This is a genomic window from Mycobacterium sp. NGS18 (genome assembly GCF_059813185.1).
The window spans coordinates 22,824-36,819 of sequence record NZ_JCALEC010000016.1 but is presented as its reverse complement, the minus strand read 5'-3'; the positions used below and the strand labels follow the sequence as shown (position 1 = coordinate 36,819).

The 13,996-nt window shown below is 71.3% G+C and carries 11 protein-coding genes; 6 read left to right on the top strand and 5 right to left on the bottom strand.

Annotated elements, in window-relative coordinates:
* Positions 1 to 134: 134 nt before the first annotated feature.
* From AC5Y31_RS20535 to glnX, 3 genes are read right to left on the bottom strand one after another with little or no spacing between them, the layout of a single operon-like run.
* Positions 135 to 2,378, bottom strand: a complete 2,244-nt coding sequence (locus AC5Y31_RS20535) for a serine/threonine-protein kinase PknG (protein ID WP_499982633.1) — start codon at positions 2,376 to 2,378, stop codon at positions 135 to 137.
* Positions 2,378 to 3,355 carry a glutamate ABC transporter substrate-binding protein gene (locus tag AC5Y31_RS20530; protein WP_499982606.1) on the bottom strand — a complete coding sequence of 326 codons (978 nt, stop codon included), beginning with the start codon at positions 3,353 to 3,355 and terminating at the stop codon, positions 2,378 to 2,380. Before AC5Y31_RS20530 ends, AC5Y31_RS20535 begins: the two co-directional genes overlap by 1 nt.
* Positions 3,352 to 4,671, bottom strand: coding sequence for a protein kinase G-activating protein GlnX (gene glnX / locus AC5Y31_RS20525; protein WP_065024300.1), 1,320 nt, complete (start codon positions 4,669 to 4,671; stop codon positions 3,352 to 3,354). The genes AC5Y31_RS20530 and glnX overlap by 4 nt, the downstream gene beginning before the upstream one ends.
* A gap of 156 nt (positions 4,672 to 4,827) precedes the next feature.
* Here glnX and AC5Y31_RS20520 point away from each other — a divergent pair, with 156 nt between their 5' ends.
* Entirely contained in the window at positions 4,828 to 5,289 is a 462-nt protein-coding gene (locus AC5Y31_RS20520; protein WP_499982603.1) for an NUDIX hydrolase, read from the top strand.
* A 9-nt stretch (positions 5,290 to 5,298) separates the two neighbouring features.
* Here the strand turns inward: AC5Y31_RS20520 and thiE are convergent, their stop codons facing one another.
* Positions 5,299 to 5,976, bottom strand: a complete 678-nt coding sequence (gene thiE, locus AC5Y31_RS20515; protein WP_499982601.1) for a thiamine phosphate synthase — start codon at positions 5,974 to 5,976, stop codon at positions 5,299 to 5,301.
* 57 nt (positions 5,977 to 6,033) lie between these two features.
* On the opposite strand from thiE, the gene thiO reads away from it, so the two are divergent.
* Genes thiO through AC5Y31_RS20495 form a run of 4 tightly spaced genes read left to right on the top strand, consistent with a single transcriptional unit; the run spans position 6,034 to position 8,797 of the window.
* Positions 6,034 to 7,044: a glycine oxidase ThiO gene (gene thiO / locus AC5Y31_RS20510; protein ID WP_499982600.1), complete on the top strand. Its 1,011-nt coding sequence runs from the start codon at positions 6,034 to 6,036 to the stop codon at positions 7,042 to 7,044.
* On the top strand, positions 7,041 to 7,238 hold the full coding sequence (gene thiS, locus AC5Y31_RS20505; protein ID WP_499982599.1) for a sulfur carrier protein ThiS: 198 nt from the start codon (positions 7,041 to 7,043) through the stop codon (positions 7,236 to 7,238). The genes thiO and thiS overlap by 4 nt, the downstream gene beginning before the upstream one ends.
* Entirely contained in the window at positions 7,231 to 7,992 is a 762-nt protein-coding gene (locus tag AC5Y31_RS20500; protein ID WP_499982597.1) for a thiazole synthase, read from the top strand. Before thiS ends, AC5Y31_RS20500 begins: the two co-directional genes overlap by 8 nt.
* Positions 7,993 to 8,020: 28 nt before the next feature.
* Entirely contained in the window at positions 8,021 to 8,797 is a 777-nt protein-coding gene (locus tag AC5Y31_RS20495; RefSeq protein ID WP_499982595.1) for an SGNH/GDSL hydrolase family protein, read from the top strand.
* Here AC5Y31_RS20495 and AC5Y31_RS20490 read toward each other — a convergent pair.
* On the bottom strand, positions 8,794 to 10,050 hold the full coding sequence (locus tag AC5Y31_RS20490) for a PGRS repeat-containing protein (RefSeq protein ID WP_499982593.1): 1,257 nt from the start codon (positions 10,048 to 10,050) through the stop codon (positions 8,794 to 8,796). The two genes, AC5Y31_RS20495 and AC5Y31_RS20490, sit on opposite strands and share 4 nt — an antisense overlap.
* Positions 10,051 to 10,333: 283 nt before the next feature.
* On the opposite strand from AC5Y31_RS20490, the gene AC5Y31_RS20485 reads away from it, so the two are divergent.
* Positions 10,334 to 13,873, top strand: coding sequence for a PGRS repeat-containing protein (locus tag AC5Y31_RS20485; RefSeq protein ID WP_499982592.1), 3,540 nt, complete (start codon positions 10,334 to 10,336; stop codon positions 13,871 to 13,873).
* Positions 13,874 to 13,996 lie beyond the last annotated feature (123 nt).

The following is a 13,996-nucleotide window of genomic DNA, read 5'->3' as shown; positions in this document are numbered from 1 at the left end:
TTCACGATATTGATCGCCGAGCGCCCTCCATGCCGAGTGTGCGGATTCGTACGCGACACGCCGAGACCGCCGTACCAAACCGCACACTCGACGGCCGGGCAGCCGGGGGGAGCGCCCGGCGGAAGGACGGCAGCTTAGAAGGTGCTCATCGGCCGCACCGCGTTGGCCATGTCGACCAGCGCGTAGCGGTGCGCCTGGGTCGGCGCCAGCCGGGCCAGGGCCCGCAGCGCCATCTCTACGCCGAGCCGCAGCCCGTGTTCGGTGAAGGGGAAGCCCAGGATGTGGTTCGTGCTGGCGTCGTGCTCGGCCAGCCAGTCCATCGCCGCTCCCAGCACCAACGCCCGGATCTGCAACACCCGCGGTTCGGTGTCCGGCAGTGCCTCCACCCGGCGCGCGGCGTCGCGAATCTGAGCCTCGGTGATCTCCTTCGTCGACCGACCAGACAGCAATGTCACCGCGCTGGTCAGCCGGGCAGTAGTGAAATGCCTTGAGGTGGCAGGGACTTCGTCAAGTGTGCGAACCGCCGCGGTGCGTTCGCCCTTCACCGACAGCGCGCGCGCCAGACCGAAGGCGGCCGAGATCACGCTGTCATCGGTACGCCACACGGTTTCGTAGAAGGCGCATTCCTCGTCGCTGCCGGCCAGCTCGGCGGTGGCGGCCAGCGCCATCTTGGGTGCCAGTTCGCCCGGGAACATGTCGAGCACCTCGGTGAAATCCTTGCGGGCGGCCTCGTAGTCGCCGGTGAGCAACTCGGCCACGCCCCGAAACCAGACCAACCGCCAGCGCCACCCGACCTGCTCGGCGAGCTCGTCGAGCTTGGCCATCGCCTTGGTGACGTTGCCCAGGTCCAGCAGCGCGCGCACCTCCATCAACGGCAGCCCGAGGGACTCCGACAGTTCGATGCCTTCGGATTCCGGCGCGCTGTTGCGCACGGCGCGCAGCGAATCCAGCGTCTGCACCGGTTCGCTGAGCTCCATCGACGTCAACAGCGGGGCGGCCACGTCACCCGGGTCGATCAGTGGCACCTGCAGGGCAGTGACGATCTCGCGGGCGGTCAGGTCTTGCGAGTGCACGTGTCCGTCGAGGTAGACGTCGGTGTGGGCGACCAGCAGGTGCTCGCCGAAGGTGGACCGCGACCGGGTGAAGACACTCGACAGCCCCGGCCGTGGCGTCCCGGTGTCCTCGGCGACCACCTCGCGCAGCACTCCGGTCAGCTGTGCGGACATCTCCTCGGCGGAGGTGAACCGGCGGCGCGGATCCGGGTCGATGGCACGGCGCAGCAACCGGCGGTAGGAGTCGTACTTCTTCAGAACCGGGTCGTCGTCAGGCAGACCCTCGACGTAGCGGCCCTCGCGGGTGCGCAGTTTCAGCGTCAGCGCAGCCAGGGTGCGGCCCACCGTGTAGATGTCGGTGGCCACCGTCGGTCCGGTTCGGACGATGTCGGGCGCCTGGTAACCCGGTGTGCCGTAGAGGTAGCCGAACGAGTTGATGCGCGACACCGCCCCGAGGTCGATCAGCTTCAGCTGCTCCTCGGTCAGCACGATGTTCTCCGGCTTGAGGTCGTTGTAGACCAGGCCCAGGGAGTGCAGGTAACCGAGTGCCGGCAGGATCTCCAGCATGTAGGCGATGGCCTGAGCCACCGGCAGCCGGCTGCCGCGGCGCTGCTTGAGCGACTGCCCGCCGACGTACTCCATCACGATGTAGCCGACCGGATCCCCGTGCGAATCCGGGTGCTGGACGAAGTTGAAGATCTTCACGATCGACGGGTGGGTCACCTCGGCGAGGAACTGGCGCTCGGCCATCGCGATGGCCTGCGCCTCGGCGTCGCCGGAATGCACCAGGCCCTTGAGGACCACCGGGCGCTCATTGACATTGTGGTCGACCGCCAGGTAGACCCAGCCCAGCCCACCGTGTGCCACGCAGCCCTTGATCTCGTATTGGCCGGCCACCATATCGCCGGGTTTGAGTTGCGGCAGAAAGGAATACGGGCTTCCGCAGTGCGGGCACCAGCCTTCCGAGGCGCCCTTGGCCTCGCCGGTCGACCGGCCCACCGGTTGACCGCAGTTCCAGCAGAAGCGCTTGGATTCGGCGACGACCGGGTCGGCCATCAGGGCCTCGAGCGGGTTGATCTCGGGAACCCGGGGGATCTCCACCAGTCCGCCGCCCAGGCGCCGCCGCGGAGCAAGAGTGCGCACCATCGCCGCGTCATCGGGTTCGTCGTGGCCCGATGCTGCGGGGTTCGTACCCTCGCGGGGACGGAAGATCGCCTGGGTCGACATCGGCCGTCGCACCGACGACGATTCGGCCAGCACGTCCGCGCGCTGGGTGGCCGGGCCATCAACGTCGAAGTCGTCGAACTCGGAATCGTCGCCGGCCATCAGCCCGAATACCTCGGTGTAGGGGGCGCCGGCGCCGGTCCCAGCACCGTCAACCACTTGCGGTACAAGGTGTTCCAGGTCCCGTCGCGGCGAATGCGCTCCAAGGTGCCGTTGACGAAGCGGACCAGGCCGGTGTTGTCCAGGTTGATCCCGATCCCGTAGGGCTCCTCGTCCATGCTGGGCCCGACGATGTGCAGGTACGGATCCTGGGCCATCAACCCGGCCAGGATCGAGTCGTCGGTGCTGACCGCGTCGACCTGACGCTGCTGCATGGCCACCAGGCAGTCGGCCCAGTTCACCACCGAGACGATGATCGGCGCCGGGGAGATGTCCCGGATGCGGCGCAGCGAGGTGGTGCCCTGCGCGACGCAGACCCGCTTGCCCGACAGATCGCCGGCCCGGCGGATCGAGGAGTCGCGCGGCACCAGCAGCCGCTGATTGGCGACCAGATACACCGTCGAGAAGTTCACCAGCTTTCGCCGTCCGCAGGTGATGCTCATGGTCTTCACCACGATATCGACTTCGGATTTCTGCAGCGCCGCAATGCGTTCGGCTGACGCCAGAATTCGGTACTCGACCTGCGTGGGGGTGCCGAAGATGTCACGGGCCACCTCGCCGGCGATGTCGACGTCGAAACCGGTGATCTCACCGGTGATCGGATCCCGGAAGCTGAACAGGTTGCTGCCGATGTCCAGTCCGACGATGAGCCGGCCCCGGTGGCGGATCTTGGCCACCGCCGCGTCGGCCTCGGCCTTGCTGCGGAACGGCCGCAGGCTGGCGGTGGCGTCACAGTTCTCGGTGCCCGACTCCGGCGGCCGCGGCGCCTCGGGCACCAGCTCCTGCATTCCGGCCGGGGTCGGCGGGGGCAGTGTGGGCACCGCGGTGGGCGTCACGAACTCGGAGTGGCCGCACCCGGTCAACCCCGACAGCACCAGCACCGCGCTGAGTGCGCCCACGAACAGTCGGCGATTCATCATTTGTACTCGTTCAGTCGTGGCCACAAGCCGAGCGCGACCGCGATCGCGGCCCCCATCGACAGCACCGCGCCCCCGACGGGGGCCACCGACAGTACCCGCCGGGCGTTGAGGACATCGCTGCGCAGTTGATTGCGGCTGTGCTGCAGCGCCTTGTCCAAGGCCGCGTCGAGCTGGTCGAACGCCGGAGTGGAGTCCTCGCCGCTGCCGCCCAGGGCCACCATGGTGGCGGCTCGGTAGTTGCCGACGGAGATGTAGGAGTTCATCCGGTCGTTGGCCTGCCGCCACCGGGTCAGCAGCTGCCCGGCGTTGGCCAGGTCGGCCTTGTCGACGGCGTCGCCGCGGTCCAGGTAGCCCTGCAGCTGCTCCTGCATGGTGTCGATGCGCTGGTAGAAGGTCTGCTTGCGGGCCTCCTCGTCCCCGCGCCGGATCAGCGACAGGGTCTCGTCGGCACGCGCCTGCTGCGCGGTGATCGCCAGGTTGGTGATCGCCTTCAATGATTCGGCGGCGGTGTCCTTGGCGGTGCGACTGCCCGCGGTGGAGATCACCAGCACGGTGCCGACCCAGATCACCATCAGCAGGATCGCCAAAGCACCGGCCACCAGCCCGGGGTTGATCCGGCGCCGGGTGTGCCGGGCCAGCCAGCGGTGCGCGAACGCACCGAACAACACCGTGGTCGCCACCACCAGGATCACCGGGGCCGGCACCCGGGTCGACGCCGTGGTCTGGACGTCCACCGTCGCCGAAGTGGCCTGGTAGAGCCGCTGGGCGTCGGGCAGGATCGTGTGCTGCATCAGCTCGGAGGCTTCCGACAGGTACGACGAACCCACCGGATCACCCGATCGGTTGTTGGTCCGGGCGGTCTCGATCAGGCCGGTGTAGACGGCCAGTTCCGCGTTGATCCGCCCCAGCAGCGCCAGCAGCGGCTCGTCGTTCAGGCCGCCGGAGGCCCGCGTCACCGCCACCGCGGCGGCGGTGATGGCCTGCTCGTAGCGTTCCCGCACCGCTCGCGGCTCGCCCTGCGCGATGAAGGCGGTGGCCGCCGCGGCGTCGGCCACCGACAGCGTGGTGTAGAGCTGGCCGGCGGCGTAGGCCAGCGGCTCGGTGTGATCGAGCACCGTGGTCAGGGTGTTCTGACGGTCGTTGATCGTGGTGGCGGTGGCAAACGCGCTGAAGCCGCCGAGTACGGCCAGGATGAGGCCGATGGCCAGGATCCGACCGGGGGTGGTGGTGAAAAACCACCAGCGGGGTCGGGCCGATTCGGTCGGCGACCGTAACCCCGCCGGCTCGGTTGACGGATGCGCCAACTCAACGGTCACGTCTGTTCGTCACTCCATCCCTGCGCGTCACCAACGAGCATAAAGGGATTCTAAGAGCGCAGGTGTCGTCTGCGCCGACCAGCGGGGTGTTGTTGCCGAAATAGTCGCGCGATCTCACCACAACCGAGACATACCGCTGCCGATACGCTTCCAGGCGTGCGAGGTGACGGCGATGGCTGGGCGTTTTCCGACACCGGGGACCGCTTCTGGGGCCGGCACGGCGCGGCGGGTCTGCTGCTGCGGGCGCCCCGCCCCGACGGCACGCGCACCGTGTTGCTGCAGCACCGTGCTTGGTGGAGCCACCAGGGCGGCACCTGGGCGCTGCCCGGCGGTGCCCGCGACAGTCATGAAAGCGCCGAGCAGGCCGCGATCCGCGAGGCGCAGGAGGAGGCCGGCCTGCTCGCCGACCGCATCGTGGTGCGCGCGGCGCTCGTCACCGCCTCGGCCAGCGGCACCACGTGGACCTACACCACCGTGGTCGCCGACGCCGACGAGCTGCTGCCGGTGGTGCCCAACCGGGAGAGCACCGAGCTGCGCTGGGTGCCCGAGCAGGACGTGTCCGCGCTGCCGCTGCATCCCGGTTTCGCCGCCAGCTGGGACGAGCTGCGCGGACTTTGAATTGCCTCGCTAAGCCCCGGTAAGCGCGGCAAGCAGTGCCTCGGCCGCCGCCTGCGGATCCTGCGCGGCGGTGATCGCCCGCACCACCACCACCCGGCCGGCGCCGGCACCCAGTACCTGCGGCAGCCGCTCGGCATCGATCCCGCCGATGGCGAACCACGGCTTGTCGGAGCGCTGGTCCGCGGCGAATTGGAGCAGCTCCAGACCCGGAGCGTCCCGGCCGGGCTTGGTGGGGGTGGGCCAGCACGGCCCGACGCAGAAGTAGTCGACCGGCTCGGTCAGCGCCGCGGTGACCTGCTGGCCGTCGTGGGTGGACCGGCCGATCAGCACGTCGGGCCCGACGATCTCACGCGCGATCGGCAGCGGCAGATCGTGCTGGCCCAGGTGCAGCACGTCGGCGCCGGCGGCCCGGGCGATGTCGGCGCGGTCGTTGACCGCCAGCAGAGCCCCGTGTCGGCGGGCGGCGGCGCCCAGGATTTCCAGCGCCGCCAACTCGTCGCGGGCCTCCAGCGGACCGAACTGCTGCTCGCCGGGCGAACCCTTGTCGCGCAGCTGGATGACGTCCACCCCGCCGGCCAGCGCCGCCTCGGCGAATTCGGCCAGGTCCCCCTTTTCCCGGCGGGCGTCGGTGCACAGGTAGAGCCGGGCGTCGAGGAGGCGGGTCAGACGGTCTGAGCGTTCGTGCATCCCTCGACGCTAGCGGCTAGCTTGGTGAGTTGACACCGAGGCGGAAGGGAGCAGCACATGCCCGGACCCTCGCTTGGTTCGCTGGCCGTGATCGGCGGCGGTGTCATCGGTCTGTCGGTGGCCATGCAGGCCGCCCGGGCCGGGTGGACGGTGCGGGTGCATCGCACCGCCGACCATGGCGCCTCCTGGGTGGCCGGCGGAATGTTGGCCCCGCACAGCGAGGGCTGGCCCGGTGAGGAGCAGCAACTGCGGCTGGGCCTGCGCTCGCTGGAGTTGTGGCACGACTTTCTCGTTCGGCTGCCCGCCGACGTCGTCACCGCCCGCGAATCGCTGGTGGTGGCCGCCGACCGCGCCGACGTCGCCGACCTGCGCACCGTCGCCGACTGGCTGACCGCACAGGGGCACCCGGTGATCTGGGAATCGGCCGCGCGCGAGGTCGAACCGCTGCTGGCCGCCGGGATCCGGCACGGTTTCCGGGCCCCCACCGAGTTGGCGGTCGACAATCGCGCGGTGGTCACCGCTTTGATCACCGCCTGCGAGGAACTCGAGGTGGCGTGGGCCGGGCCGGTCGTGGCGCTCGATCAGGTTGCCGCCGATGCGGTGGTGATCGCCAACGGCATCGATGCCCCGGCGCTGTGGCCGGGCTTGGCGATCCGGCCGGTCAAGGGCGAGGTGCTGCGGCTGCGTTGGCGCAAAGGCTGTTTGCCGGTGCCGCAGCGGGTGATTCGGGCCCGGGTGCACGGCCGGCAGGTCTATCTGGTGCCGCGCCCCGACGGCGTGGTGGTGGGAGCCACCCAGTACGAGCACGGCCGCGATACCGCCCCGGTGGTCTCCGGGGTGCGCGATCTGCTCGACGACGCCTGCGCCCTGGTGCCGGCGCTGGGGGAGTACGAGCTGGCCGAATGCGGGGCCGGTCTGCGGCCGATGACACCGGATAACCTGCCGCTGGTGCGCCGGCTCGACGAGCGGACGGTCGTCGCCGCCGGCCACGGCCGCAATGGTTTTCTGTTGGCCCCATGGACCGCCGAACAGGTTGTTTCCGAACTACTTCCGGTTGGAGTGCAATGATCATCAACGTCAACGAGAAACAGGTCGAAGTGGCCGACGCGACGACGGTCGCGGCGCTACTGGTGTCGATGGGCTACCCGGAACGCGGTATCGCGGTGGCGATGAATCAGGCGGTGCTGCCCAGATCTCGGTGGGCCACTACGCTTTCCGACGGCGCTCGACTCGAGGTGGTGACGGCGGTGCAAGGTGGTTGATGACGCGAAGCTGACCATCGCCGGACGGGAGTTGAGCTCCCGGCTCATCATGGGTACCGGTGGGGCGCATAGCCTGGCCGTGCTCGAAGAGGCACTGGTGGCCTCCGGCACCGAGCTGACCACGGTCGCGATGCGCCGCGTCGACGCCGAGGGCGGCACCGGGATGCTGGACCTGCTGAGCCGGCTGGGCATCACCCCGCTGCCCAACACCGCCGGTTGTCGCAGCGCCGCCGAGGCGGTGCTGACCGCGCAATTGGCGCGCGAGGCGCTGGGCACCGAATGGGTCAAGCTGGAGGTGATCGGCGATGAGCGCACCCTGCTGCCCGACGCCGTCGAATTGGTCCGCGCCGCAGAACAATTGGTCGATGACGGGTTCGTGGTGCTGCCGTACACCAATGACGACCCGGTGCTGGCCCGCCGGCTGGAGGACACCGGCTGCGCGGCGGTGATGCCGCTGGGCTCGCCGATCGGCACCGGGTTGGGCATCGCCAACCCGCACAGCATCGAGATGATCGTGGCGGCGGCCGGGGTGCCGGTGGTGCTGGATGCCGGGATCGGCACCGCCAGCGATGCCGCGTTGGCCATGGAGCTGGGCTGTGATGCGGTGCTGCTGGCCAGCGCGGTCACCCGGGCGGCCGACCCGCCCGCGATGGCGGCGGCGATGGCCGGCGCCGTCACCGCCGGCTACCTGGCGCGCCGAGCCGGGCGCATCCCGAAGCGCTTCTGGGCGCAGGCGTCCAGCCCAGCGCTGTGACACTCGCTTTCAGCGCGAGCGGCCGGCGATGAATCGCTATGTCGCCCTGGGCAGTTCGATGGCGGCCGGGCCCGGCATCCGGCCCGCCGTCCCCGGCGCACCCCGGGCGGCGGGACGCTCGGTCCGCAACTACCCCCACCTGGTTGCACACGCACGCAACCTTGACCTCGTCGACGTCACGTTCTCCGGCGCGACGACAGCGCATCTGCTGACCGAACGCCAGCACGGTGCACCGCCCCAGATCGAGGCGCTCGACGGGTCGGAAACCCTGGTGACGATCACGATCGGCGGCAACGACGTCGGCTACGTGCCGCTGCTGATGGCGGCGGCGCTGTTGCCCCGGCCCGCCCGGCTGCTGCCGCCGGTCGGTGCCCTCTTCGACCGTCGCCAGCGCCAGCAGGCCCTCGACGAAGTCGAAGCCGCGCTGCAGGCGGTCGGCGCAGCGGTGCGACACCGGGCGCCGGGTGCGCGGGTGCTCTTCGTCGACTACCTGACCCTGCTGCCGCCGGCCGGATCGCGGGCGGGCCGGCTACCCGAGCCCGTCGTCGAGCTGGCCCGCCACATCGCCGGCGAACTGGAGCGGCACACCGCCACCGCCGCGGCCGCCGCCGGCTGTGAGATCGTGCGGGCCGGACAGGCCAGCCGCGATCACCATCCCTGGTCAGCAGAGCCCTGGACGGTGGGCGCGGGCCTGCCGCTGCCGTGGCGGCCGTGGCCGTTTCACCCCAATGCCGCCGGCATGGCCGCGGTCGCGCAGCTGGTGACCGCGCACCTTGACGGGCCGGGGATCCAGCCCGCCGATTAAGAGGTAACGCCGGCTGCGCCCGGTTTCCCTGCCGGGCCGGTGCTGCCATGGACGGTGCCGGGCCCGCCCTTGCCGGACGGGCCGCCGAGCCCGCCAACGGCGCCCTCGCTACCGGCGCCGCCGTTGCCGCCGTTGCCGCCGGCACCGCCGTCACCACCGAAGCCCGCGCCGCCGCCGCCGTTGCCGCCGTGGCCACCGGTCCCGCCGACCCCGCCCACGCCGCTGGCCGCGCCGCCCAGGCCACCGGCGCCGCCGTCGCCGCCATTGGCCCCCAGGATGCCCAAAATGATGGGCGTGCCGCCGCCGCCGTTGCCGCCGTCGCCACCGGCGCCACCGGTGCTTCCGGCCCCGGTCGCCGCGCCGCCATCGCCCCCGGCGCCGCCGTGTCCGGCGCCGGCCGGGTCGCCACTGCCGCCGACGCGACCGCCGTTGCCGCCGTCGCCGCCCGCGCCGCCGGTGCTTCCGGCCCCGGTGGCCGTACCTCCGGTGCCGCCGTGCCCACCGGCCCCGCCGGCACCGAACTGCTGGCCGCCGTCGCCGCCGATCCCGCCGTGACCACCGGCGCCGGCGATGCCGGATTCGGTGCCAGAGCCGTGGCCGCCGTCGCCGCCGGCACCACCGTTGCCGAACAGCGTCCCGCCGGCGCCTCCGGCGCCGCCGTTACCGCCCGCACCGCCATCGGCGCCGGCCGCGCCGTCGCCGCCGTCGCCGCCGTTGCCGAATAGACCGGCGTGCCCGCCGTCGCCACCGGCCACGCCGGCCCCGGTCGCGTTCCAGCCGTCGCCGCCGTCGCCGAACCACACCCCGCCGTTGCCGCCGTCGGGGTCGGTCTCGGTCCCGTCCGCGCCGTTGCAGATCACCCCGCAGGCGTCGGGGTACAGCGGGGCGAAGAGCTGGTTGAGCGGGGCGGTGAGCTGCTCACCGAGCGGCGAGTTGAGCCAGTCCTGCAAGGCCGCGTGCAGCGGTGTGTAGAAGTCGAACGCGGCAGTACTGGCGGCCGATCCGGCCACCGCATCGCCGGACAGATCCGACGCGGCGAACAGACTGTTGAAGTCATCGCTCAGGTTGCCCCAGGCACTCGGGTCGAACAAGTCGGCCCACAGATCGTCGAAGTCGGCCTGGGCGGCCGGGACCGACGTCAGCGTTGCGAGGCCGACGGCTGTGAGGATCCCCAGCGCTGCAGGTGCTGTCCTCAGTTCGCCGCGGCGCCCGCGCGCACGGCGCTTCCCTGGCTTTCCCAGAAGATAAGACATCGGACCGACCTCCCTGCGCTGACTAGCGACTTCGGTGCATATTGGGCGACTCTAGCGGAACCGCTAGTGCGAAAAACCGTACCAAACGAATGAGATAGTCGCAGTTTGTAGACTTCCGGTAGACAATTGACGCTAGCGCAACTACTGTGCTGTTCCTAATGCGCATGTTAACAAGGCGTTACAGCGCTAAGGGCTTATACGGGGAACGGGGGCAATGATGGTTGTTCGGCGCGGTGCCACGGCCAGCGGGAGTTCAGGCAGGGGCGGTTCGAGCCGGCGGATCGTGGGCGCAGCGTCGACAGTCGGCGCGTTCCTGGCCTTTGGAATGGCGCCGTTGGCGGCGGCGCCGGCGGCCAATGCCGATTTCGATGACTTCCTTTCCGACCTGTTTGATCCCACCGCGTGGGGCAACCTGTCCGGGCACTTCGACGACCTGTTCACCGGTTCGGATCTGCCGGGTTCGGCGGCTGCGGATGCGGATTTCGCCCAGATGTGGGACACCATGTTCTACACGCCGTTGCACGCGGCCTTGCAGGACTGGATCAATTCTGACTTCGGGTCGCAGGTCAACGGTGTGGTGAACCAGATGTTCGCGCCGTTCACCGAGGGCTTTTGCGGGATGATCTGCAACGGTGCCGACGGCACCGCCGACAGCGTCGACGGCCAGGCCGGTGGGCTGTGGTTCGGCGATGGTGGCGATGGCTGGTCGTCGAACCTCGAGGGGGTGGCCGGGGGTAACGGCGGCCATGCCGGTGGTATCGGTGACGGTGGTGACGGTGGCGCCGGCGGCCTAGGTGCCGACGGTGGCAACGGTGGCCACGGCGGGGAGATGTGGGGCAACGGCGGCGATGGCGGGGCCGGCGGTAATGCGACCGCGACCCTGGCGGCCGGCAACGGCGGCAACGGCGGGTCCTCGGGTCAAGCGCAGGACTTCTTCGGCATGGGCGCGCTGGGCAACGGCGGTGACGGCGGCGTCGGCGGTGCGGGCTGGAACGGGTCGACCGGGTCGTTCGCCACTGGCGGGGATGGCGCCGGTGCCAACGGCACCAACGGTGGCAACGGTGGCAACGGCGGTGCGGGTTCGTCGATCCTGGGGGTCGGCGGTAACGGTGGCACTGGTGGTGCGGCCGGCAACGGTGGAGACGGTGCGACCGGCACCGCTGCGCACATCACCGGCGGCAACGGTGGCGACGGTGCCGCCCCGGGCACCGGCGGCAAGGGCGGTGTCGGTGGCAGCGCGGCGGGCGTGGACGGCACCTCACCGACCAGCGGCGGCAATGGCGGTAACGGCGGCAGTGGCTACGACGCATCCACCGACGCCAACGCGGTCGCCGGCGCCTCAGGTGGCGATGGTGGTCTAGGGGGCAACGGCGGTGCCTACGGCAACGGCGGCAACGGCGGAGCCGGCGGCAACGCCGCAACCGGGACGAACGGCCAGGACGGTGTGCTGACCGGGCGTTCGGTGACGCAGGTTCCGAGTGCTGGGCAAGCTGGCGGCAATGGTGGCAACGGCGGTGCCGGCGGGAACAGCGGCACCAAGGGTGGCAACGCCGGCAACGGTGGTGATGCCGGCAACGGCGCTGACGGCGGCACCGGCGGTCATGGGGTTCAGATTCCGGCTGACCAGAACACCGGTGCTGTGAGCGCAGCCAATTCCAATGGCGCGGTCGGTGGGGCCGGCGGTCACGGCGGCAGTGGTGGCGCCGGTGGTCAGGCGCTGTGGGACGGCGGTAACGGCGGCAACGGCGGTAATGCCGGAACCGGCGGCAATGGCGGTACCGGTGGGCAGGCCGGTGAGCACGACAACAACGCCGCGACCATCGACGGCACGGGCAACGGTGGTGCCGGTGGGGCCGGTGGCGACGGCGGCAACGGTGGCGCGGCCGGTGCTGGCGGGGCCAACGGGCAAACCGGGACCTTGGGTAACGGCGGTAGTGGCGGTAACGGCGGCGACGGTGGGCGGCTCTTCGACGGCGCAACTACCGGACAAGATGCCAACCCGGCCAAGCCTCCGGCGCACGGCATCGGCGGTGACGGTGGTGTCGGGGGTAACGGCGGCACCGGCTACCACGCGGGTGCCGGCGGCAACGGTGGCAATGGTGGTGGCGGCGGTGCCGTCCCGGTCGACGGCGACGGCAACCCGATCGGCGGTGTCAACGGGGACGCCGGCGGCAACGGTGGCGCTGGTGGCGCCGGCGGTGACGGCATCTCGGTGGCCAACGGCGGTGACGGCAACGGCGGCGCGGGCGGTAACGGCGGTAACGGCGGACACGGCCAAGACGGCGCCTCCTATGCAGCGATCAATGGCCTCAACAATGCCTATGTCGCCCCCTACGGCCCGCGTGACGCCAACCCCGGCGGTGCCGGCGGCAACGGCGGCGACGGTGGTGCCGGTGGTGCGGCCGCCGGTGGTGTGGCCGGGCAGCAGGGCAACGGCGGCGACGGTGGTGGCGGCGGCAACGGTGGTGCCGGTGGTGACGGCGGCGTGACATTCGAGAACGGCCGGGTGGTGATCGACGGCACCGCCGGCGGTGCGGGCGGCGCCGGTGGTACCGGTGGCTCCGGTTTCAACGCCGGCAACGGCGGCAGCGCCGGAACTGGTGGTACAGGGGGTAACGGCGCAGACGGCTCCAACGAGGCCGGTGGTATCGCCGATGGTGGCCACGGCGGCAAGGGCGGCGACGGCGGCGATGCCGGTGTGGCCGGTACGGCTAGCGGAGGCAGCGCCGGCAGTGACGGTGCGGTGGCCGACGGTGGAGCCGGCGGTAACGGCGGCGCCGGTGCCGGCAATGTCACCGGTGTGACCGGCGGCGGAGCCGGCGGCAACGGCGGTGCCGGCGGTGCCGGCGGCGGTGGCACACACACTGCCGGCAACGGTGGTGCCGGTGGCAGCGGTGGTGACGGCGGTTCCGGGCAGATCGGTGCCGACCCGAGCACTGGCTTGAGCACCAACGGCAATGGCGGTGGCTACGGCGGCATCGGCGGGGCCGGTGGCGCCGGCGGTACCGCGACCGCCGCAGACGGTATCGGCGGCAACGGCGGCCAGGGCGGCGCCGGTGGCAACGGCGGTGCGGCCGGTGCGGCACAGCACACCGACGCCGGCCACGCGTGGTCGCAGCATGCTCAGTTCGGCGGCAACGGTGGTGCCGGCGGCGCGGGCGGGGCCGGCGGCGCCGGGGGCGTGAACGGTCACGTGGGCAACGGCGCTGATGGTGGTGCCGGAGGCAACGGCGGTGACGGCTTCACGGCGACGCCCACCGACTACAACGGCGGACGGGTCGATGTCGCCGGTGGGGCCGGCAATGGTGGCACCGGTGGCGCAGGTGGGGCCGGTTTCAACCCGGGTGACGGTGGTGCTGGCGGTAACGGTGGTAACGGCAACACGGTGACGGTCAACGGGCCTGGCGGCACCGGACCGACGGGGGCTACGGGCAGTGGCGCCACCCCCGGTGCCGGCGGCGATGGCGGTGCCGGTGGTGACGCGATCGGCGGCGGCACCGGTGGCGCCGGTGGCGCGGGTGGCGACGGCGGCATCGCCGGCGGTGACAATGCCAACGTGGTGGCCGCGACCGGTGGCGCCGGCGGTGCTGGAGGCGCTGGAGGCGCGAGTGACACCGGAAGCGGTGGCACCGGCGGTACCGGCGGCGACGGCGGCAACAGCGAGACCACGGGCGGCGGCGTCGGCGGCACTGGCGGCGGTGGCGGCCAGGGCGGTGCGTCCGGGGCCACGGCCGGTGACGCCGGTGGACCCGCGGATGCCGTCACTGGCGCTACCGGCGGCGCCGGCGGCACGGGTGGTGCCGGCGCCCAGCCCACCCCGTAGCAGACGGTCAACACGACCGGCACGACACCGGGAATGCCCCGCACACCTCCCCGTGCGGGGCATTCCCTCTGCCTGTGAAGATCCCCAGGACGGCGGCGCTGTCCTCAGTTTCAGGAGCGTCGC